Source organism: Azoarcus sp. L1K30 (assembly GCF_018122735.1).
GTDB lineage: Bacteria > Pseudomonadota > Gammaproteobacteria > Burkholderiales > Rhodocyclaceae > Parazoarcus.
The window spans coordinates 4695202-4716382 of sequence record NZ_JAGRRD010000001.1 but is presented as its reverse complement, the minus strand read 5'-3'; the positions used below and the strand labels follow the sequence as shown (position 1 = coordinate 4716382).

General features: G+C 64.7%; 17 protein-coding genes. 7 read left to right on the top strand and 10 right to left on the bottom strand.

The window, feature by feature from the left end; genetic code table 11:
- Nucleotides 1-32: 32 nt before the first annotated feature.
- The gene (locus J5J83_RS21685) at nucleotides 33-2132 is read right to left on the bottom strand and encodes a TonB-dependent receptor (protein WP_212352205.1); all 2100 of its coding nucleotides are present in this window, start codon (nucleotides 2130-2132) and stop codon (nucleotides 33-35) included.
- A 255-nt stretch (nucleotides 2133-2387) separates the two neighbouring features.
- On the opposite strand from J5J83_RS21685, the gene J5J83_RS21680 reads away from it, so the two are divergent.
- Entirely contained in the window at nucleotides 2388-2648 is a 261-nt protein-coding gene (locus tag J5J83_RS21680; protein ID WP_212352203.1) for a KTSC domain-containing protein, read from the top strand.
- Between the two features lie 70 nt (nucleotides 2649-2718).
- On the opposite strand, the gene J5J83_RS21675 is transcribed toward J5J83_RS21680, so the two are convergent.
- Both J5J83_RS21675 and J5J83_RS21670 read right to left on the bottom strand, forming a co-directional pair.
- Nucleotides 2719-3408, bottom strand: a complete 690-nt coding sequence (locus J5J83_RS21675) for a DUF3334 family protein (protein ID WP_212352201.1) — start codon at nucleotides 3406-3408, stop codon at nucleotides 2719-2721.
- 124 nt (nucleotides 3409-3532) lie between these two features.
- Complete coding sequence (locus J5J83_RS21670) at nucleotides 3533-4693, bottom strand: porin (RefSeq protein ID WP_212352199.1); 1161 nt, start codon at nucleotides 4691-4693, stop codon at nucleotides 3533-3535.
- A 433-nt stretch (nucleotides 4694-5126) separates the two neighbouring features.
- Here J5J83_RS21670 and J5J83_RS21665 point away from each other — a divergent pair, with 433 nt between their 5' ends.
- The 6 genes from J5J83_RS21665 (at nucleotide 5127) to J5J83_RS21640 (ending at nucleotide 12053) form a co-directional block, all read left to right on the top strand.
- On the top strand, nucleotides 5127-7214 hold the full coding sequence (locus J5J83_RS21665) for a TonB-dependent receptor (RefSeq protein ID WP_212352197.1): 2088 nt from the start codon (nucleotides 5127-5129) through the stop codon (nucleotides 7212-7214).
- A 4-nt stretch (nucleotides 7215-7218) separates the two neighbouring features.
- Nucleotides 7219-7713: a DUF302 domain-containing protein gene (locus J5J83_RS21660; RefSeq protein ID WP_249115812.1), complete on the top strand. Its 495-nt coding sequence runs from the start codon at nucleotides 7219-7221 to the stop codon at nucleotides 7711-7713.
- An 85-nt stretch (nucleotides 7714-7798) separates the two neighbouring features.
- Nucleotides 7799-9013 carry a GGDEF domain-containing protein gene (locus J5J83_RS21655; RefSeq protein ID WP_212352195.1) on the top strand — a complete coding sequence of 405 codons (1215 nt, stop codon included), beginning with the start codon at nucleotides 7799-7801 and terminating at the stop codon, nucleotides 9011-9013.
- A gap of 42 nt (nucleotides 9014-9055) precedes the next feature.
- Nucleotides 9056-10699, top strand: a complete 1644-nt coding sequence (locus tag J5J83_RS21650) for an aldehyde dehydrogenase family protein (RefSeq protein WP_249115811.1) — start codon at nucleotides 9056-9058, stop codon at nucleotides 10697-10699.
- 159 nt (nucleotides 10700-10858) lie between these two features.
- Nucleotides 10859-11437 carry a DJ-1/PfpI family protein gene (locus J5J83_RS21645; protein ID WP_212352193.1) on the top strand — a complete coding sequence of 193 codons (579 nt, stop codon included), beginning with the start codon at nucleotides 10859-10861 and terminating at the stop codon, nucleotides 11435-11437.
- Nucleotides 11438-11522: 85 nt separating this feature from the next.
- Nucleotides 11523-12053: a ribbon-helix-helix domain-containing protein gene (locus J5J83_RS21640; protein WP_212352191.1), complete on the top strand. Its 531-nt coding sequence runs from the start codon at nucleotides 11523-11525 to the stop codon at nucleotides 12051-12053.
- Here the strand turns inward: J5J83_RS21640 and J5J83_RS21635 are convergent.
- The 7 genes from J5J83_RS21635 to eda all read right to left on the bottom strand — a co-directional run bounded on the left by J5J83_RS21635 (nucleotide 11966) and on the right by eda (nucleotide 21175).
- The gene (locus tag J5J83_RS21635; RefSeq protein ID WP_212352189.1) at nucleotides 11966-12940 is read right to left on the bottom strand and encodes a glucokinase; all 975 of its coding nucleotides are present in this window, start codon (nucleotides 12938-12940) and stop codon (nucleotides 11966-11968) included. The genes J5J83_RS21640 and J5J83_RS21635 overlap by 88 nt on opposite strands.
- Nucleotides 12941-13114: 174 nt before the next feature.
- Nucleotides 13115-15904: a phosphoenolpyruvate carboxylase gene (gene ppc / locus J5J83_RS21630; RefSeq protein ID WP_212352187.1), complete on the bottom strand. Its 2790-nt coding sequence runs from the start codon at nucleotides 15902-15904 to the stop codon at nucleotides 13115-13117.
- A gap of 217 nt (nucleotides 15905-16121) precedes the next feature.
- Nucleotides 16122-16286 carry a hypothetical protein gene (locus J5J83_RS21625; RefSeq protein WP_212352185.1) on the bottom strand — a complete coding sequence of 55 codons (165 nt, stop codon included), beginning with the start codon at nucleotides 16284-16286 and terminating at the stop codon, nucleotides 16122-16124.
- Between the two features lie 87 nt (nucleotides 16287-16373).
- A complete protein-coding gene (locus J5J83_RS21620) occupies nucleotides 16374-18008 on the bottom strand; it encodes an NADP-dependent glyceraldehyde-3-phosphate dehydrogenase (RefSeq protein WP_212352183.1) in 1635 nt (544 codons plus the stop codon).
- A 49-nt stretch (nucleotides 18009-18057) separates the two neighbouring features.
- Nucleotides 18058-19476 (bottom strand): pyruvate kinase, encoded by a 1419-nt coding sequence (gene pyk, locus J5J83_RS21615; RefSeq protein ID WP_212352181.1) that lies wholly within the window; start codon nucleotides 19474-19476, stop codon nucleotides 18058-18060.
- Nucleotides 19473-20534, bottom strand: a complete 1062-nt coding sequence (locus J5J83_RS21610; RefSeq protein WP_212352179.1) for an aldose 1-epimerase — start codon at nucleotides 20532-20534, stop codon at nucleotides 19473-19475. Before J5J83_RS21610 ends, pyk begins: the two co-directional genes overlap by 4 nt.
- Nucleotides 20531-21175 carry a bifunctional 4-hydroxy-2-oxoglutarate aldolase/2-dehydro-3-deoxy-phosphogluconate aldolase gene (gene eda / locus J5J83_RS21605; RefSeq protein WP_349251934.1) on the bottom strand — a complete coding sequence of 215 codons (645 nt, stop codon included), beginning with the start codon at nucleotides 21173-21175 and terminating at the stop codon, nucleotides 20531-20533. Before eda ends, J5J83_RS21610 begins: the two co-directional genes overlap by 4 nt.
- Between the last annotated feature and the right edge of the window lie 6 nt (nucleotides 21176-21181).

Below are 21181 nucleotides of genomic sequence, written 5' to 3'. Positions count from 1 at the left end.
TGGTCGGCCGAAGCCGGGCGTCAGAAATGAATTTACAGGGCATAGGAGAACTGCAACCAGCCCGCGCGGCCGGGCTGCAGATAGTCGTTGGCATAGGATCTGATCGGCTGCCCAGCCAGATCCAGCGTATTGAACGCCGGGTAGCGCACGTCGCGGTCGAACACGTTGCGCACGCCGATGCGCAGCGTCAGCCCCTTGATCCCCAGGCCGCCGAGCGTGGCAGCCAGGTCCACCGTCTCGTAGCCGGGAAGCGCCGCGCGCGGATCACCCGCCTCGCGCTCACGCGCACCGACGTGGCGCAGCCACAATGCATAGGTCCGCGTCGAACCCGGTTCGTAGCGCAACACCAGATTGGCCAGCCGGTTGGCCGCGCCGGCCACAGGAGCCCCCGCGGCGCGCTCGGTATCGACCAGGGTCAGATTGGCCTCGACGCGAAAGTGCGGTCCGAAGCGCTGCTGAATCTCGCCCTCCACCCCTCTGACACGCACCTCGTCGATATTGGCATAGCCGAGAATGCCGGTCGCGACGATCAGATTGTTCTGGTGCGACTGAAAGCCGGTAAGGCGGGCCTCTGTCGCCGCCGACTTGAACACGTAGGCCAGCTCGGTGGTGCGGCTGGTTTCCGGCTCGAGACCGGGCGCAAAGCCGGTTTCGTAAAAGGTGGGGGGGCGAAAGGCTTCTGCATACTGCGCCTTGAGAATGTGCTGGCGGTCGAGTCGCCACACGGCCGCCAGGCGCGGCGACATGTTGGTGCCGAAATCATCGTAATCGTCATAACGCGCGCCCGCAGTCAGGGTCACGTCGTCGGAGACGCGGTATTCATCCTGTATCGTCATGCTGGCAATGCGCCGCGCGCGATGCGCGGACACCCAGGGCACGCCATCCTCCTTCCGGAATCGCTGCGGCTGCGCCAGCGCATTGAGGGTGACCGGGTCGACATTGTTCCGTTGCCATGCATCGCCAACCGAGATGCGCGCCACGCCAAAGCTCGCCAGCCAGCGATGCCTGGCCCAGCCATCCCAGTGCAGGTCGAGGTCGGCCGACACACGCTGCTCTTCGTAGTAGCCCTCCGTCACATAGCCGCCAGGCAGTACCGTCAGCGCCGGCGTCGCGTTGAACCACACGAATCCGTTCGGCAGCAAGCGCGTGTCGAAGCGGTTTTCATACTGCTGCCAACCCAGCGCGAGCTCGGCACCCAGGTGCTCCGACAGGGCCCAATTGCCCTTGCCCTGGGCCATCAGGTAGCGGTTGCGGTAATCCACACCGCGCTCGTCGGGCGCGTCGAGGACGTTGATCGTACCGAAGTGGTCGCCATGTCCATCTTCCGCGTAGACCAGCGAAAGCGACAGCGCATCCCGATAGAGATCGAGCAGCACGGATCTCTGCTCCGCTACGTCATCCACCGCGCCCGGCGCATTTGACAGTGCCGACTGTGGCGCATTGAATCCGTTGTAGAGCGCGTCCCGACCCGAATTCACGCCTGCTCCCCCGGCGTGCCAGCCGCCGACGTTCAGGCTGCCACCACTGCGTCCGTCCTCGTTTTGCCATTGCGCAAGACCGCCCGCCGTGAATACGTCGGACTCGCCCGCACGCAGGAACACCTCGCGCCCGGTCTTGCGCGTAATCACGTTCAGCACGCCGGCATAGGCGAACTCGCCGTGCACCGCTGAACCCGGCCCGCGCACCACTTCGATGTGTTCAACCTGCTCGATCGGCAGGTTCAGCACCGGATTGGCCGTGGCAGACAGGGCCGAGTTCATTGCGTGACCGTTGAGCAGTATCTTCATGTTGCCCGAGGCGAAACTGCCCCCCAACCCACGCACCAGGATCTGGCGCGCACCGATCTTGTCGGAGGACGGTTCGATGCCGGGCACCAGGCGCAAAGCCTCCCAAACCGTCCGTGCGCCCAACGCGAGCATTTCCTCGCCGTGCAGTACCGTCACCAGCCCCGGCACGTAATCGGCATTGAGCCGCGTCTTGGTGGCAATCTCGGTCTGCTGCTCGAGCACCGCCAGCAGCCCCTGCAACTCGGCTGCATCATCGCCCTCACCGGCAACGGCGCCAAATGCAGGCGCTCCCATTGTCCCGAGCAGCAACGCTCCCATCGCCATACAACGTCCGATATTCTTCATTCTTCTCCCCCTGAGGTCGGAACAAACGCCGTTCCCGGCATTCATTCCTGAAGGCAAACGTTATCGACACCCATTGTTACATCTTTAGCTATATTGGTCAGGCCCGTCCGCGAACGCAGTGTCAGCCGGCGGGCTTCATCGATTCCCGCTCGGGCGCACTGCCGGACCCCGTCTGCGCCGTTGCCACACACGGCAGAAATCCTCGCAGCGCCCCTCCATGACCGTAGAATGGCCGCAAGAAAGAAGGAGGCCTCCATGGAGATGAAACGCATCAATTCCGGCAAACTGCGCGCGGCTGGATATGACGAACGCGCGCGCATCCTGCGCATCGAACTCGACGATGGCCGCGCAATCGAGTATTCGGGCGTCGGTGTCGCCATCTGGCAACGCTTGTCGTCTTCTGCGTCGGCGTGGAGCTACTACCGCGACAACATCGAGGAGGAGTTCACCGGTCGCCGGGCGACTGTGGGGACGGAAAAGAAGGTCAACCCGCTCGACGACCTGTTCAAGGATTAGCATGGCCCAGTGTTCGTGCAGCCCGGGCCGGGCTGCACGAACACTTTGCGGCCTCAGCGCCGTTCGAGGCTTACATTCCCAGAGAATTGAGCAGATCGTCATGCTCGCTGGAGGACGAAGCGGCGGGCTCGGGGCGCGTCGCGCTGGCGTCCGCGGCCTGATCGATCAACGCGTCAGGATCGGGCTCCTCGGTGGCGTCGAATTCGTTGAGCTTGATGAACTCTGTACGATCGATTGCCAGTTCGAGATAGAAGATGTTGTTGCGTCCGGTGAAGAAAGTGACACGTCTTGCCTCGGGCTTCTCGAGGTAGGTATCCACGCTCAGCATTACCTGCTTGCTCAGCGCCATCATCTTGGGCTGGTTCTGGGTAATGTGGGTCTGCAATTCGCGGGCAATCTTGCCGGTGAAATTTCCGACACACTGGTTCATCAGCTCACCCATGACATTGGAAACCTCGTCCGATGTATGACTGGACGCCAGGTCCTGTTTGGCCATGCCCATGCCCAGCATGTAGTTCTCGTACAGCTCCATCGCTGCCTGGGCGGAAAAGTTGATAACAACGAGCCCCGAGAAACCACCGTCGAACAGCACGAAGCAGCCGATATCGGGTTTGATGCAGGTCTTGGCGATGCGCTGGATCATCCCCGAATAACGGATATCGCTTCGGGTCGCGGACGTGATGACCTTGGTGACCGAGTCACACAGACTGCGCAGAATGTCTTCGGTGCCGAATACGACGGGGTAATTTTGTGTGCTCATCTTCATGCTGCAGCCTTTGCAAGGAGGATGCCCATTTTTATAACATAGACTTCCGCCATACCCCGCATATCCGGCACAACAATTGCCGACGCCGGCCCGCCTTCACGACGGGCCGGACGCTCGCTCAGAAGAAGATGATGCCGCCTACGGAGATGGTACGGGTCTTCAGATCACCATTGCCGCCAGAGTTGATCTGGTCGTCGCCGGTTGCGCGCTCCTGGTTGTACTCACCCACCAGCGTGATGTACTTGTTGAGCGTGTGATAGACACCGAGGGTGGCCGAGCGGAAACGGTTGCTGTCGGTCAGCATGCCACCGCTGTCGCGGTTTTCGCCGAAGTTGATGCCGACCTTGGTCTTGCCGAACTTGTATGCACCCTGCAGGAAGTAGCCACGGCTGTCGGTCTCGCCGAAGGGCGAGTAATACAGCGCGCCGACGGTCGACAGACCGAGCCCCTTGCCGGTGAAGCCATAGGCGGTCGCCTCGAAGTTGCCGATGCCGACCTTGGCACCGAGTTCGAAGCCGCGGGCGGAGAAGGTGTCGACGTTGTTCAGGCCGCTGTCGGTACTCTGGTGGATGAGACCGCCCCAGACCGAGCCCGGCATCGTCCCTTTCCAGTCGTAGCTGGCAATGGCCTGGAAGCCCGGCGAGGAGGTTTCGCCGCTGCCGATGAAATCACTGGGCTGGAACAGCCCGGCCGAGGCCGAGAAACCGTCGAAATCGGGAGTGGTGTAAGTGATCTGCGGCTGGAAGCCGGTGTACATGTAGCCGTGCCCGATCATGCCGAACGTGGTGTTGAACGGCGTCGCGGCATAGCTGTTGCCGCCGATGCCCAGCAGCGTCATGTCGTTAAGGATGATCTTCTGCCCGAACAGGCCGATGTCACGCCCGAACTTGATGGTGCCGGCATCTGCGTTACCGAACTGGAAATACAGATTGCGGGTGTCGATCTGGCTGTAGGGCTCTCCGCCGCCGCCGAGGGGCAGGCCAACGACCGTCGAATCGTTATTGATGCCAGGCGCAAAGCCGACGTGCGCCTTGATGTCCAGGCCTTCAACCTTGGTGGTGAACACGAAATTGATCCAGCCCGGCAGCAGGCCATTGGTGATGCCCGAATTATGCACCCTGCCGCGATCGTCCTCGGTGGTTCGGAAGGAGTAGAAACCATTGATCGTGCCATTGATGTCCAGCGTGGCGTCGCCGTTGGTGAAGCTCACCGCGTGAGAGGCACCGGACAGCGAGGACAGCGACAAGGCGAGCAGCGCAGCAAGAGGTCTCAATTTCATGACAATCGTCTCCAAGTGTTTTTGAATCGTTTGATTTGTCTGCAGGAAGTGCCTGAAACTGTGCAAATCTGCGAAACATCCACTTACAGCCAGTGCTGTGCCTGAATTCACTCCGACCGACAGATTGACTCGCAACATATTGTTTTTATTAAGATTTAGAAAAAGCCTCAACATTCCCAGACGGGACGGAGGACAAAGATCCCTGTTCAGATTGAGGACATCTGCTCACTGACGGAACAGTGCCGGGTGTTCAGAATTGACAGACCGCCCCCCAATGCGGCGCCCCACGCCCGCTCCACTGCATCTCATGATTTTCATGAGCGAATTCAGGCGTCCGCAGGAGGTTGGCAGCCCGCGAAGGCAGTAAAGTGCACGACACGCAGGGGCATGCCACGCCTCTCTCCGAACCACGCCATCAATCAGGATCCGGACCATGCATGATCTTCGCCCCCGCACCGCACCGCTTCGACTGGTCATCCTGCTCGCACTCGGCTTCACCGCCGGAACGGCCTGTGCCCAGGAGCAGACGCTGGGCACCGTGGTCATCACCGGCAGCCGGGTGGAAGTTTCTCCCTTCGACGTGCCGTATTCGGTCGAAGGCGTGCCGCTGCAGGAAAACGCTGCCCAGGGCCTGCGGGTGAATGTCTCGGAAGTGCTCGCCGGTGTTCCCGGGGTAGTAGTGCAGAACCGCCAGAACTACGCTCAGGATTTGCAGATTTCAGTGCGCGGCTTCGGCGCTCGCGCAGCCTTCGGTGTGCGCGGCGTCAAGCTCGTCGCCGACGGCATTCCGGCCACCAATCCAGACGGCCAGGGCCAGGCGGCAACCTTCAACCTCGACACGGCCGAACGCATCGAAGTCCTGCGCGGCCCCTTCGCGACCGTGTATGGCAATCACGCCGGCGGCGTGATCCAGCTGTTCTCGCGCGACGGCAAGGGCGCGCCCCGCATCCGTGCCGGCGTGGCCGGCGGCGATCACGGCACGCTGAAGGTCGACATCGGTGCCGAGGGCGAGAAGGATGGTGTCGGCTATGTCCTCGACGCCTCCCATTTTGAAACCGACGGCGAACGCGACTACAGTGCGGCAACGCGCGATCAGGCCTTCGCCAAATTGACGCTGGCCCCGGACGAGGACAGCAAACTCACCCTGCTCGCAAGCGGCTTGCGCCAGCCCGACACCGAAGACCCGCTCGGCCTCACCTGGGACACCTGGAAGCGGGACGCCACCGCCGTCGAGGCGGTCGCTCTGCAGTACAAAACGCGCAAGAGCATTGAGCACATGCAGGGCGGCGCGGTGTATGAGCGCCGCTTCGGCGAGGACAAGCTGCAGGTCCAAGCCTATGCCGGCCAGCGCAGCGTCATCCAGTACCAGTCCATTCCGAAGGTCGCGCAATCGGCCATCACCCAGGCCGGCGGCGTCATCGACTTCGACCGCAGTTTCCATGGTCTCGGCGCACGCTGGATTGCCCAGCGCACGCTCGAGACCGGCAAACTGACCGTCACCGGCGGCCTCGACTATGACCAGGCAGAGGACGACCGCCAGGGATATCAGAACTTCATCGGCAACACCCTCGGCGTGAAGGGCGCACTGCGCCGTGACGAGATCGACACCGTCACCAGCCTCGACCCCTATGCCCAACTCAGCTGGCAGCAGGGCGACTGGGACTGGTCCGTCGGCGTGCGCCACAGCAACGTCAAGTTCGACGTAGACGATCACTTCATCGTCGGCGCCAACGGCGACGACAGCGGTTCGGTTAGCTACAGCAGGACCACCCCGGCAATCGGTGTGCTGTGGCGTGCGACCCCGCTCCTCAACCTGTACGCGAGCTTTGGCACCGGCTTCGAAACGCCGACCCTGGGCGAATTGTCGTATGCGCCCAGCGGCGGTTTCAATTTCGACCTCAAGGCTTCGCGCAGCAGACAGTTCGAACTGGGGCTGAAGACCTACGCCGGCGAAACCGGACGCATCAACGCGGCGTTGTTCCAGATCACCACCGATGATGAAATCGTCGTCGCCGGCTCGAGCGGCGGACGCACGAGCTACACCAACGCCGGTCGCACCCTGCGCCAGGGCCTCGAACTCGCCGCCGAGACCGGGCTCACCCGGACCCTGAGCGCTCGCGGCGCCCTGACCGTGATGCGCGCGGTGTACGACGAAGCCTTCGACACCGTGCCCGCCGGCAATCGCATCCCGGGCGTGCCGGCGGTATCGGCCTATGGGGAACTCGCATGGAAGCCGGTTGACGGCCTCAGCACCGCGGTCGAAGTCGTGCATCGGAGCAAGGTGCAGGTCAACGACAACAATACCGACCATCCGGCACCGTCATACACGCTGATGAACCTGCGCCTGGGAGCCGAGCAGCAGTCCGGGCCCTGGACATTCAACGAATTGTTGCGCCTGGACAACCTGTTCGACCGCAAGTACATCGGTTCGGTCATCGTCGGCGATCGCAACGGGCGCTATTACGAACCCGGTCCGGGCCGAGGCATCTATGGCGGCATTCGCGCCACCTACCGATTCTGATTGCATGCGCCATCGCGGATCGACCGCAGCGCGCAAGGGACTGCAGGCGATGGCCTTCGCGTTCGCCCTGCTGTCCTGCGGCGCAAACGCCGGTGACAACGTGACCCGCACCATCGAGGACGCGAGCTTCGACGATGTCCGCATTGCGCTCGTCGACGCCATTGCCGAAGAAGGAATCGGTGCCACGACGGAAAGTCGCTTCGGCGAGATGTTGACCCGTACCGCGCCGGACCTCGGCCACCGCCCTGACCTCTTTGCCGAAGCGCGCATCTACACCTTTTGCAGTGTGATGATCGCGGCCCGGCTGACGACCGAGTCCGCGCACAACATCGCCCAGTGTCCGCTGTCAATGGCGGTGTACCAGACGCCAGACGAACCCGGCAGGGTCTATCTGGGCTATCGCCGCAGCGTCGACTCACCGGGAGGGCGCCAAGCCGACGCTCTGCTCGCACGCATTGCCGCCCGTACGTCCGCGCAATTCGAGCGCAGGCCGCACTGATCTACCCACATGGCGCCCACGTACAGCGGCGCTCCGCGCGCCCTTGGCGATACCTGCTAGACTACGACCTTCGTTCTAGTAGCTCATGACGCTTATGCCGTCGGTGGACATTCGTACCCTGATCCTGCTGCTAGGACTGGGAAATCTGCTGCTCTTCCTCAGCCTCAAGAGTTTTCGCTTCGTTCACGAGGACCATCAGTCCGGCGTAAGCCAGTCATGGGCCTATTCCAAGCTGCTGCAGTCGGTGGCATGGATGCTGCTGTGGATGCGAGGGGAGATACCGCCGCTGTGGTCGATCGAGATCGGCAACACTTTGCTGCTGGCCGGTTTCGGACTTGAAAGTCTGGCGGCATGGCAGTTTGCCACCCGACGCCGGCCGTCCTGGTTGCTCCTTGTCGTGGTGGGTGTAGTTCTCGCGCGCTATCCGCTCAACCAGCTGGGTGGAGACAGCCCGGAGCATCGCGTCGTGGTCGCGTCCCTGATGTCAGCCGGGCTGTTCGGCCTCACGGGTTTCGCCCTCGTCCACCTGCGTGCGGAGCGCTCGCGCCTGCAGTATTTTGTCGGCGGCAGCACACTGCTCCTGGCCGCCGTCGTCCTGTTGCGCGGAATCTTCGCCGCCCTTCCTGCCCACAGCTTCGGCCTGCTCGACAATAATGGCATCCAGGTCGCAACCTTCCTCGCCCTGTTCCTGTTGATGCTGACCAACGGCTATGGCGTGGTGCTGCTCGACAAAGAGCGCACCGGCGAAGTCCTGCGGGCGCTGGCAATGAGCGACAGCCTGACCGGCGTCAACAATCGCCGCGCATTTTTCCAGCGATTACGCACCATGGCCGCATCGGCCCATCGTAACGGCTATCCCCTGTCGGTACTGAGCATTGATCTCGACTATTTCAAGCAAATCAACGACAGCCATGGCCACGCAGCAGGCGACGCGGTGCTGATCAACTTCGCACGCCGCTGCGAAGCGTCGGTCCGCGAAGTCGATGTCATTGGACGCATAGGCGGTGAAGAATTCGCGGTGGCAATGAACGGCGCAGACGCAAATGAGGCTGCACGGGTGGCAGAGCGCCTGCGCGCCGAAATCGCCGCCCTGCCGCTGGCAATCCTGGAGCGCCCGCGTGCATTGATCAGTACAACCATCAGCATCGGCCTGGCGACGATGTATCCCGGTGAATCGCTCGACAATCTGATGGCTCGGGCAGACGCCGCGCTATACCGCGCCAAGCGTAGCGGCCGTAACCGGGTAAGAATCGACGACACCCCTGCGCCCCCGCAGGCCCCGACTGTCGCCGCGGTCTGAATCCTGCGCACCAGCCGATTTCGGCACCAATTGCACACCGCGTTGTCCGACCACTGGGACAGACGCCTTCCGCTCGACGCCCGCGAACGCACACTCGGCGTCGGAGCGCGCCCTGGCGGCGCCGACCTGCGCTGCTGCGCCGTTGCCCCGGCTGTCGCCAATCCAGTGGAGGACATCATGAAGGTGGACGCACTTTTCACTCGCATCGGACTGGATCCCGCACTGCTTGCCTCCGGCGAGCGGACATTGCGCTCGCCCATCGATGGCAGCGCGCTGGCCTCCCTCGCCGACGATTCCGCCGCAGTGGTGGAGGCAAAGATTGCATTGAGCGCACGCGCCTTCGAGCGCTGGCGGCGCGTCCCCGCACCGCGCCGCGGCGAACTGATCCGCCGCTTCGGAAACCTGCTGCGCGAACACAAGACCACGCTCGGCGAACTGGTCACCCTCGAGTGCGGCAAGATCCGCGCCGAAAGCGAGGGCGAAGTTCAGGAGATGATCGACATCTGCGATTTTGCCGTCGGGCTGTCGCGTCAGCTCTACGGCCGCGGCATCGCCTCCGAGCGCCCGCAGCACAGCCTGCGCGAAACCTGGCATCCGCTGGGTCCGGTGGGCATCATCACCGCCTTCAATTTCCCGGTGGCCGTTTGGTCGTGGAATGCGGCGCTGGCGCTGGTGTGCGGCAACAGCATCGTGTGGAAACCCTCGTCCAGGACGCCCCTGAGCGCGCTCGCCTGCCAGCACCTGCTGGAACAGGCCACGGACGGGATGAACGAGGTCCCTCCGGGCCTGTCCTGCGTGCTGATCGGCGATCGCGAGCGCGCCGGCCTGCTGGTCGATAATACGCGCGTGCCACTGATCAGTGCCACCGGCAGCTGCGCCATGGGACGCGAACTCGGGCCTCGCGTGGCACGCCGCTTCGGGCGCACGATCCTGGAGCTCGGCGGCAACAACGCAATCATCGTCACACCCAGCGCGGACCTTGAACTCGCGCAACAAGCGATCACCTTTGGCGCAGTGGGCACCGCCGGACAGCGCTGCACCAGCACCCGCAGGGTGTTCATTCATCGGCAGGTGTACGACGCCCTGCTCGCCCGGCTCAGGAAGGCGTGGGCCGGGCTCGTCATCGGTGACCCGCGCGAGCGCGCCACCCTCGTGGGGCCACTGATCGATCGCCACGCCTTCGACAACATGACACTGGCACTGCGGCTCGCACGCGAACGGGGCGCCAGTGTCACGGGCGGCGAACGTGTATTGGCGCAACGCTATCCGCATGCCTGGTATGCATGTCCGGCGCTCGTGGAAGGCACGGACACGTTTCGCAACAACCCGACGGAGACCTTTGCGCCGATCCTGTACTGCTTCGACTATACCGATCTCGACGAAGCGATCGAACGGCACAATGCCGTTGCCCAGGGCCTGTCTTCGGCGATTTTCACGCGGGAGCTCTCCGAAGCGGAGCATTTTCTGTCCGCAGTCGGCAGCGATTGCGGCATCGCCAACGTCAATGTGGGAACCAGCGGCGCCGAGATCGGGGGCGCGTTCGGGGGCGAGAAAGAAACCGGCGGCGGACGCGAAGCGGGCTCGGACGCCTGGCGCGGCTACATGCGCCGCTCGACCGCCACCATCAACTATTCGTCGCGGCTGCCACTCGCCCAGGGTATTCGCTTCGGCGCGGCAGGACAATGAGGCATGGGCGTCGGCACGGCCGCCCGACAGCGCGGCGCGTCACAACCGGATACCACCCGCCGCCCCGCCGAATCGCCCAGACTGTGACCAGCGATGTGGCGTCGGCGGTTCGCCGCCGGCATCGCCCGCGGTAGCGACCAACAACTCAAGGAGACGACGATGGGCAAGAAAATCCTGATGATCTGCGGTGACTTCTGCGAAGACTATGAAACCATGGTGCCCTTCCAGACCCTGCTGGCGGTCGGCCACACGGTGCATGCCGTATGCCCCGGCAAGAAGGCCGGCGACACCATCGCCACGGCAATTCACGACTTCGAAGGCGACCAGACCTACTCCGAAAAGCGGGGCCACAATTTCAGCCTCAATGCCAGCTTCGACGACATCGACCCATCGAGCTACGACGCACTGTTGATTCCGGGCGGCCGCGGCCCCGAATATCTGCGCCTGAACGACAAGGTGGTCGCCGCCGTGCGCCACTTCTTCGCCGCCAACAAACCGGTCGCGGCCGTATGCCATGGCGCGCAGCTGCTGGCAGGCGCGCGCGTGCTCGAAGGCCGCAAGTGTTCTGCCTATCCCGCCTGCCGCCACGACGTCGAGCTGGCCGGCGGCACCTATGCCGACATCCCCATCGACCAGGCCGTGACCGACGGCAATCTGGTCAGTGCGCCGGCCTGGCCCGCGCACCCGGCGTGGCTGTCGCAGTTTCTCGCCCTGCTCGGTACCCGCATCTCGCACTGAGCTCGCATCGGCGCCGGCCGCGTATCGCGCGACACGCGGCCGGCGCCTACAATGCGATGGAGAATACTGCCCGGCGGACCTGCTCATGTGCCAGATCTTCACCCATGCCGACCCCGATCTCTACGCCTGCCGCGCACGTTCGATCCGACTGCGTGGCGTCGCGACGAGCATACGTCTGGAGAACATCTTCTGGCAGGTGCTCGACGAAATCGGGCGCCGCGACGGCCTCAGCGTGCCTCAGCTCGTCACCCGCCTGCACGATGAGCTGACCACGGCGGGCAAGCTGCAGGATCGCGCGAATTTCACGTCATTTCTGCGCGTCAGCTGCACACGTTATCTCGAGCTCGAAGTGTCGGAGCTGATCCCTGCCGACCCCTCGGTGCCGATCGGCTCACTCGACGCCCGTAGCGTACTGGCGGGGGAGCAGCGCAAGTCGCGGCTCACGTTTGAGGATGCGGGCCGTCCGCAAATCGGTTGGCGACGTGAAGAGCCGCCTCCCGCACCGGCGGCAGGTCAAGACGCGCCCCGTCAGCCATCCGTGTCCAGACTGCGTGCGGCCCCCAGCAGCGCCGGAAAAGGCGCCTCGATGACAAAGGTCGGTATCGCGGCCAGATAATCGCTGAAACGCCCCTTGCTCTCGAAGCGGGCGCGAAATGGCGACGCGTCGAAGAACGTGCCGAGTCTGGGCACGATTCCGCCACCGATGCAGAGTCCGCCGCGCGCGCCGATAATCAGCGCAATGTCGGCCGCCACCGTGCCCAGCAAGGCGCAGAAATCGTTCAATGCGCCCATGCAGCGCTCGCATTCGCCACTGAGCGCGCGACGGGTGATTTCGTCCGGGCCGAGCCGTTCCGCCGCTTCCCGCCTGAGTGCTGCATTGGCCTCGAGCAGCGCGACCAGTCCGGGGCCGGAGAGCAGGCGTTCGGCCGATACATGTGAAAAGCGCTGCGCAAGCTGGGCGATCAAACCGGCCTCATGCGCGGTACTCGCCGCCAGCGTGATGTGCCCGCCCTCCCCCTCGATGGGCACCCAGCCGTCACCGCACGGCAGCAAACCCGACACGCCGAGCCCGGTACCGGGCCCGACGACACCGATCGCGCGCCCCGGCAGCGCTTCCCCCCCGCCGACCTTGCGCAGTTCGTGTGCTGCCAGTGCAGGAATCGACAGCGCCAGCGCGGTGAAATCATTGATGATCCGCAGGCGCTCGAGGCCGAGGCCCTGACGCAAGCCCTCGATCGAAAACGACCAGTCGTGATTGGTCATGCGCACCTGATCGCCATCGACCGGGTTCGCAATGCCGATGGCGGCCCACACCGGTCTGCAACCGCCGCGGCCCGCCAGATAACGTTCGATTACCGCTTGCGGCCCGGCGAACTCGGCGCAGCGGAAGGCCTCCACCTGCTCGGGCACGCCGCCAGGGCGATGCAGCAGCGCGAAACGCGCATTGGTGCCCCCGATGTCGCCTACCAATCGGGGAAAGCTGCCGGCGTGTGCAAGAGGCATGGCAATCGGCTCGCGAATACGGAAAATGGAGATTGCTTCGCGCCGCCCCGCTTGCGGGAACCCTTGCAGCGCATGCCAGGCAGTCTTGCACAAATCCTCGTGCCACCCAAGGGGGATAGCAGGGGGGCATCGACGCCACGACCAGTCGGTGCGCCCCTACCCGCCCCCCTTCACTCAGCCGCTATTCCTGAGCCCCGCGGCGATGCCGTTGATCGACAGATGAATCCCGCGCTTGATGCGCTCGTCGTCACTGCCCTCGCGGTGACGGTGGAGCAACTCCACCTGCACGTGGTTGAGGGGATCGAGGTAGGGGAAACGATTGCGGATGGAGCGCTTGAGCAAGGGGTTGCCATCGAGCAGTGCCCCCTGCCCGGTAATGTCGAGCAGTGCGGTAATGGTCGCTTCATGCTCGCCGCGGATGCGGGCAAAGATGTTCTCGCGCAATTTCACGTCGCGCACCAGACCCGCATAGCGGCTGGCAATGGCGATGTCGCTCTTTGCCAGCACCATGTCCATGTTCGACAACAGCGTGGAAAAGAAGCCCCACTCCCGGTTCATCGCCTGCAGCCGCCGCAGGCCGTCTTCCCCATGCGCGCCAAGGTAGGCCCTCACCGCGCTGCCGAAGCCGAACCAGCCCGGCAGCATCAGGCGGCACTGGGCCCAGCTGAACACCCACGGAATGGCGCGCAGATCCTCGATGCTCGTCGTCTTCTTGCGCGCAGCCGGGCGGCTGCCGATATTCAGATGCGCGATCTCCTCGATCACCGTCGATTCACGAAAGTAGGTCTCGAAGCCCTCGGTTTCATAGACCAATGCACGATAGGCTTCGAATGCGCTTGCCGAGAGCGCATCCATTGCGGCCAGGTACTCCGGCCTGGGCGCCGGCTCGGCGTCGGCGAACAGACTCGCCTCCAGCGTGGCCGCGGTAAGCACCTCCAGGTTGCGCCGGCCAACCTCGGGGTTGCCGTACTTGGCGGAGATGACCTCACCCTGCTCGGTGAGCCGGAGCTGTCCCTGCACCGCGCCGCCGGGCTGGGCAAGAATGGCCTGGTAGCTCGGACCACCGCCGCGGCCGACCGAGCCGCCACGACCATGAAACAGGCGCAGACGTACGCCATGACGGGCAAACACGTCGACCAGCGCAATCTCGGCCTTGTACAACGCCCAGCCGGAGGTCAGAAAACCGCCATCCTTGTTGGAGTCGGAATAGCCCAGCATGACTTCCTGACTCATACCGCGCGACGCAAGAAGCCTGCGATACGCAGGCAGGGCCAGCAGGCGGTCCATTACCGGACCACTCGCCTGCAGGTCGCCGATGGTCTCGAACAAGGGAATCACATTCACCGCGAGGGTGCCTGCGCGCGGGTCGAGCAGCCCGCACTCCTTGAGCAGCAAGGCCAGTTCGAGCATGTCCGAGACGCCGTCGGTCTTGGAGATGATGCAGTTCGGCACCGCGGCTGCGCCGTAACGCTGATGCGCTTCGCGCGCCATGCGGAAAATCGCCAGCTCACCGCTGCTGAGCGCCGAGTATTGCGCGAACGGCGAATACAGGGGCCGCGGTGACGCGATCTCTTCGAGCAGCAGCGCAATCCGCGCCTCCTCGTCCAGCGCCAGGTAGTCAATGTCCGGGCGCGCGACCGCCAGCAATTCGGCGACGACCCGCTCGTGAACATCGGCGTTCTGGCGCAGGTCGATCGGCGCCAGGTGGAAGCCGAACACGCCGACCGCACGCCGCAGATGCCTGAGCCGTCCGCCCGCGAGCGGCGCCGAACCGTTCGCCTGCAGCGAGCGATGGACGATATCCAGATCGGCGGCGAATTCGGCGACATCGTTATACGCGGGGGCGGCGCCTTGGGGCTGAGGCGCGCACGGCTGTCCGGTCAGGCGCGAGCAGGTGGCGCCAAGCCTGGCACCCACTCTGGCCAGCGCGCGACGATACGGCTCGTCGCGGCGATGGGGTGACGTGTCGGGTGACTGCTCGGCAAGCGCCAGTAGCGCGTCCGACGGCGACACCAGCAGCGAGGCCAGTGAAAGCTGCGAGCCCAGCATGCGCACTTCATCGAGGTAATGGGTCAGCACACGCTCGCACTGCATTCTCAGCGCCTGATCGAGCACCTCCGCAGTGACGAAGGGATTGCCATCGCGGTCGCCGCCGATCCAGCTGCCGACCTGGAGAAAGGTCGGCAGCTCGAGCCCGGCGAGCGCGGGATGGCTTGCGCCAAGCTGGTCCTCGAGTGCCGCATAGACCTGCGGCACCTCGCTCAGGAAGGTGTAGTCGAAATAGGTCAGCCCGTTGGCGACCTCGTCGATCACCGACAGTTTGTTCGGACGCAGCATGCGGGTCTGCCACAAGGTCAAGACCCCGCGACGCAGCGCATCCTCGTTCTGCCGTGCCTCGTCGGGCGTGAGCCGCATGCGGTCGCGGGCATCGAGCAGACGCGAAATCGCCATCTGGCAGTTGAGTACGCTCTTGCGCGAGACCTCGGTCGGGTGCGCCGTCAACACCGGTGTCACCTGTGCGGACGCGAAAAAGTCGGCAATCGCACGGGCTTCGAGACCGGCATCGAAGGCCCGTCCGATGGCATGGGCGAGACTGCCTTCGCGCGGCGCCGAGCCGGCAATCAAATGCGCCCGCGAACGCCGGATGTGATGCTGGTCTTCGGCAAGATTGGCAAGATGGGAGAAGTAGCTGAACGCGCGTACCACGTGCAGAGTCTGTTCGCGCGAGAGTGAATCCAGCACGGCTTCGAGTTCGCGCCTCGCGCCGAGATCGTCGTCACGGCGAAAGCGGATCGACAGCTGGCGGATGTGCTCGATACGCTCGAACACAGCTTCGCCCTCCTGAGTGCGCACGGTGTCGCCCAGAATCCGGCCAAGCTGGCGGATGTCTTCACGCAGCGGTTCGTCCTTGTCCTCATTGGCGGTGACCGGGGCATCCGGCAGGGTTTGTACTTGAGCATCCATGAGCGCGTCCTCTGATAAGCGACAGACAAAGAAGCCCGGAATCAGGCCTTGCCGTGGGCAAAGTGAATCCAGCGCCGCTGAGCGATGAATCGTTGAGCCACCCGAACCTGCTGTTCGGGTTCGCATGGGCTCCTCCCCCTTCAAGGGGGAGGCGCCGGGGTTTCAGCGAGCACCGCTCGCTCCCGGCGTAACGGCGAGGCTACGCCGAGACTACTTATTAAGAGGGGGATGGCATTTCCTGACACTTGAAACCCATCCCCACCCAAACCCTCCCCTCGAAGGGGAGGGAGCTTGGTTGTGCCAGCGTGACCGTGGCCTGCAGGGTGGGATTGCCGCCCGAATCGAGAATTTCAAGCCCGGTCAGGCTGTTGATCTTGTCCATGTCGTTCGTCCAAAAAAGAGGGCCGGCAGCGGGAGAGGAGGGAGAGGGCGCCGCCGGCCCCGGAGGGAGCCCAAGGGATGAAACGGGTCAGAGGATGAAATGCGTGTTGACGAAGTTCGACTTGTTGCCCAGCACCATTGCGTCGAGCAGCTTCTTGCTCGCCTCGGTCTGCTTGGCCGCGACCATGGTGCGGATGGAGAAGGCACGCAGTGCGTCGTGCACCGACAGCGTACCCTCGGCTGAATCCTTGCGCCCCGCGAACGGAAACACGTCCGGGCTGCGCTGGCACTGGCAGTTCAGGTTCACCCTGCACACCTGATTGACCAGGGGATCGACCAGATTGGCGATCTGGTCCGGATTGGTGCCGAAGATCGACACCTGCTGACCATGGTCGGAGCTGATCACGTACTCGAGTGCCGTCTCGATGTCCTCGAACGGTGCCACCGGAATCACCGGCCCGAACTGCTCCTCCCGGTACAGCTTCATGCCCTCCTTGACCGGGAAAACCACCGCCGGGTAGAACAGGGTCTCCACCGCCGTGCCGCCACCGGGATTGAGCACGCGCGCGCCCCGGGCTACGGCGTCGTCGATGCATTCCTGCATGTAGGCCACCTTGGACATCTCCGGCAGCGGTGTGATCATCACCCCCTGCTCCCACGGCATGCCCATCCTGAGCCTGGCGATCTCCTCGCTGAAGCGGCGCAGGAACTGCTCGGCAATGGCCTGGTGCACCAGGATCATCTTGATCGCGGTGCAACGCTGGCCATTGAAGGACAGGCTGCCGGCGATACACTCCTTTACCGTGAGCTCGATATCGGCGTCGGCCAGCACGATGGCCGCATTCTTGGCCTCGAGCCCGAGCACCGCGCGCAGGCGGTTGGTCTTCGGATGGGCCTTCTTCAGCTGATCGGCCACCTTGCTGGTGCCGATCAGCGCCAGCGTATTGACCTTGCCCGAGGCCATGATGTGCGGCACCACCTGGTTGCCCTGGCCGTAGACGATGTTGATTGCCCCGGCCGGAAACGCGCTGCGGAAGGCTTCGAGCATCGGGTAGTAGAGCAGCACGCCGAAGCGCGGCGGCTTGAACAGCACCACATTGCCCATGATCAGCGCGGGGATCAAGGTGCAGAAGGTCTCGTTCATCGGGTAGTTGTACGGCCCCATGCACAGCACGATGCCCAGCGGCGAGCGGCGGATCTGGGCGATGGTGCCGTCGACGATCTGAAAGCGCGAGTTGGCATTGTCGAGCGCCTTGAGTTCGACGATGGTGGCCTTGATGTAGTCGATGGTGCGGTCGAACTCCTTCTGCGAGTCGGCCAGGCTCTTGCCAATCTCCCACATGATCAGGTTCACGATCTCGCTGCGCCGGGCCAGTAGCTGGTTGGTGAAGTTCTCCACGCAGGCGATGCGCTCGGCCACCGACATCGTCGGCCACTTGCCGCGTCCGTTGTCGTAGGCCTTGCACGCGGCATCGATGGCGGCATCCGCTTCTTCGGTACCGGTGACGGGGAAGCTGCCCAGCTCCACCGCGGTCAGCGTGCCGTCGGCTGCGCGTGTGCGCACCGGCGAATACACCGCACGGGTATCGCCCTTCCACATCCGCATTTCGCCATTGAGCAGGATCGCGCGCTGGTGGATGGGCGACAGGATCCGGCAGTCGGCGGGAATTGCGTCGGCATCGGGAAAGCACTCAAGCAGGCGCTGTTTCAGTTCGGTACTCATCGGTGTCTCCTCCGGCATTCCGGGCATGGGTCAAATGTGGTCGTAGCCTTCAGTCCGGCCATACCACGCGCATCAGGTTGGTACTGCCTGGCGTGCCGAATGGCACGCCGGCGGTGAGCAGGACGGCATGTCCGGGCTTGATCAGATCTTCGGCGCGACAGGCGGCGGTCGCTTCGGCCACCATCTCGGCATCGCTTTCACAGGTGGTATCGCAGCAGCGCGAACGCACGCCCCACACCAGCGCCAGGCGCCCGGCGACTTCCGCACGCGGGCTCAGGCTCACCACCGCCGAGTGCGGGCGCTGGCTGGCGATGCGCAGCGTGGTCGAGCCGGAGGCGGTAAAGGCCACCGTAGCCGACACGGGCAAAGCCAGGGCGACCGCCCGGATGGCCGTGCCGATGGCATCGGTGCTGGTAGCCACCACGCGCGAGCTGATCGCTTCCATGAGCTTGCGCTGCAGCGGATCGGCCTCGGTGCGGCCGATGATGCGCGCCATCATCGACACCGCCTCGACCGGATAGGCGCCCGAGGCCGATTCCGCCGACAGCATCACCGCGTCCACACCGTCGAACACGGCGGTGGCCACGTCCGACGCTTCGGCCCGCGTGGGCGTGGGCGCGGAAATCATCGATTCGAGCATCTGGGTGGCAATCACCACCGGTTTGCCCGCTTCGCGACAGGCGGCAACGATACGTTTCTGCTGCACCGGCACTTCTTCGGCCGGCAGCTCGACGCCCAGATCGCCACGCGCCACCATGATGCCGTCGGCCTCGGCAATGATGGCATCGAGGCAGCCGAGCGCGGCGGGCTTCTCGATCTTGGCCATCAGCCACGCACGCTCGCCGATCAGCGCACGCGCTTCGAACAGGTCCTCGGGCCGCTGCACGAAGGACAGTGCCACCCAATCCACGCCAAGATCGAGCCCGAACGCGAGGTCGGCGTGATCCTTGGCCGTCATCGCCGACAGCGGCAGCGTCACCGAGGGTACATTCACCCCCTTGCGGTCCGACAGCACGCCGGCGGTCTGCGCCTGTGCCTCCACCCAGCCTTCGCCCCGCGCCACCACGGTCAGGCGCATCTTGCCGTCATCGATCAGCAGTTCATGCCCGGCGGCGACGGCGCCGATGATCTCGGGATGCGGAATGCACACCCGGTGCGCATCGCCCGGCGTGCGGTCGAGGTCGAAACGGATGCGCGCGCCGGCGGCAAGCGTGACCTTGCCCTCGGCAAAGGTGCCCAGGCGCAACTTCGGTCCCTGCAGGTCCATCAGGATGCCGATCGGGCGGCCCAGTGCTGCCTCGACCCGGCGGATCATTCCATGCACTGCGCGGTGCTGATCATGCGTGCCATGGCTGAAGTTGAGCCTGAACACGTCCGCGCCCGCGTCCACCAGCGCGCGGATGGTGTCTTCATTGCCGCTGGCGGGGCCGAGCGTGGCCAGAATCTTGGTGAACTTGATTGCGCTCATGAGCATGTCCCGGCGTTTTGCGTACGGTGAGAGGACGCCAGGAAATCGACGCCGCAGGAGAAGGTCCGACTGGCCATCGGCGGTAGCCGGATGTCCGCCGCGCACGCCTCGCGATTGAAGGCGTCGGTCGGCGCATCCACCGGCTCGATGGCGATCGCGCGCCGGGCGTCACGCGCCAGGGTGTCGCCGGTGAATACGTGCACCAGTCCGCTTTCCTGCCACACCGAGAGACGATGGCCGCTGCGCGGGTCGCGCAGCACGCTGCGAATCAGGCCGTCCGCGCCGGCTACGTTGCCACCATGGCAGCAATCGAGCACTGTGCCACCCAGAACGCGGAAGGCACGGAAGTCCGCTTCCGGGCGAGTGCCGAGCGAAGCGCGCGCCGCATCGCCAGGCAAGGGAATCAAGCGTGCGTCGGTAAGAATCCGCTCGGTCGCCGGCAGCTTGAGCTCGAGCGCATCGATCCCGCCCTCGCCCAGGCGGAAGTACGGGTGCCAACCCAGCGTCACCGGCGCATCGCGTTCACCGACATTGGTCGCGCTGATGTGCAACGCGATCCCCGCGGCCGACAGCGCGAGCCGGATCCGCAACGAGATCGCAAACGGGTAGCCGGGGAACACCCCGGGACGAATCCCCTCGCAGGCAAGCACGGCAGCGGCGCCGTCACGCCCGTCCGTCATCAGCAGCGGTTCGAAATCGAGCATGCGCGCGAAGCCATGGTAGATCTCGCGCGCGCCCACACCGCACGCCGGCAGGAGATCGTGCATGACGCCGTCAAAGCAGTAGCGCGCGTGGGCAATGCGATTCTGGAACGGTGCCAGGATGCCGTTCCTGACGCCGTTCTGGGCGTCGAGCTCGGCAGCTGAGCGATAGCCATCCGTGAGCCCCAGTTCGCCGTCGTCCGTACGTACGCGCCAGTCGAGCAGCGTGGCGCCACGCAAGGCAAATACCGCTTGCATCGCGTCATTGCTGAAACGCAGGGCGTCGATACCGCGAAACGACTCGCGACGGACACGAAACCCCGTGACCGCCGGCGCGCTGACCGGTGCATGCATCATGCCTGCGCCTTCACCGCCGTCGGACGCAGCGCGGCGGCGCCGCAAGCCAGCGCGGTAATGGCCGCCCAGTCGCCGCTCCGGACGAGCTCGCCCGGGCACAGCCACGACCCCCCCACGCAGGCGACGTTGGGCAATGCGAGAAAGGCCGGTGCGGTGGAGGCATCGATGCCCCCGGTCGGACAGAACAGCACCTGCGGGAAGGGCCCGCCGAGCGCCTTGAGCATGCCGAGTCCGCCAGCCTGGGCCGCGGGAAAGAGCTTGAACGTATCCATCCCGGCATCGAGCCCGGCGATCACGTCCGAAGGTGACATCACCCCCGGCAGCAAGGGAATCGACGCGGCGTGCGCGGCCTCGAGCAGCGCGGTCGAGGCGCCGGGGCTAACCGCGAACCGCGCACCGGCAGTCGCGGCGGCGTCGAGGTCGGCGGCGCTGAGGACCGTGCCGGCGCCCACCAGCGCATCGGGCACTTCGGCGGCGATCGCGCGGATGCTGTCGAGCGCGGCCGCGGTGCGCAACGTCACCTCTAGCACCCGGATGCCGCCTGCCACCAGGGCGCGTGCCAGCGGTACGGCATGCGCAAGGTCGTCGATAACGATCACCGGCATCACCGGGCTCGCAGCCAGTACGGAACGGATTTCCACGTGCAT

Bases quoted from the DNA above. Each gene is read 5' to 3' on its own strand.
- J5J83_RS21635 (WP_212352189.1), bottom strand. From the start codon at position 12,940: ATGCCTCTTGCACACGCCGGCAGCTTTCCCCGATTGGTAGGCGACATC.
- J5J83_RS21660 (WP_249115812.1), top strand. From the start codon at position 7,219: ATGCGCCATCGCGGATCGACCGCAGCGCGCAAGGGACTGCAGGCGATG.
- J5J83_RS21645 (WP_212352193.1), top strand. From the start codon at position 10,859: ATGGGCAAGAAAATCCTGATGATCTGCGGTGACTTCTGCGAAGACTAT.
- pyk (WP_212352181.1), bottom strand. From the start codon at position 19,476: ATGAGCGCAATCAAGTTCACCAAGATTCTGGCCACGCTCGGCCCCGCC.
- J5J83_RS21685 (WP_212352205.1), bottom strand. From the start codon at position 2,132: ATGAAGAATATCGGACGTTGTATGGCGATGGGAGCGTTGCTGCTCGGG.
- J5J83_RS21665 (WP_212352197.1), top strand. From the start codon at position 5,127: ATGCATGATCTTCGCCCCCGCACCGCACCGCTTCGACTGGTCATCCTG.
- J5J83_RS21675 (WP_212352201.1), bottom strand. From the start codon at position 3,408: ATGAGCACACAAAATTACCCCGTCGTATTCGGCACCGAAGACATTCTG.
- J5J83_RS21610 (WP_212352179.1), bottom strand. From the start codon at position 20,534: ATGATGCATGCACCGGTCAGCGCGCCGGCGGTCACGGGGTTTCGTGTC.
- J5J83_RS21640 (WP_212352191.1), top strand. From the start codon at position 11,523: ATGTGCCAGATCTTCACCCATGCCGACCCCGATCTCTACGCCTGCCGC.
- J5J83_RS21670 (WP_212352199.1), bottom strand. From the start codon at position 4,693: ATGAAATTGAGACCTCTTGCTGCGCTGCTCGCCTTGTCGCTGTCCTCG.
- J5J83_RS21655 (WP_212352195.1), top strand. From the start codon at position 7,799: ATGACGCTTATGCCGTCGGTGGACATTCGTACCCTGATCCTGCTGCTA.
- J5J83_RS21620 (WP_212352183.1), bottom strand. From the start codon at position 18,008: ATGAGTACCGAACTGAAACAGCGCCTGCTTGAGTGCTTTCCCGATGCC.
- J5J83_RS21625 (WP_212352185.1), bottom strand. From the start codon at position 16,286: ATGGACAAGATCAACAGCCTGACCGGGCTTGAAATTCTCGATTCGGGC.
- J5J83_RS21680 (WP_212352203.1), top strand. From the start codon at position 2,388: ATGGAGATGAAACGCATCAATTCCGGCAAACTGCGCGCGGCTGGATAT.
- ppc (WP_212352187.1), bottom strand. From the start codon at position 15,904: ATGGATGCTCAAGTACAAACCCTGCCGGATGCCCCGGTCACCGCCAAT.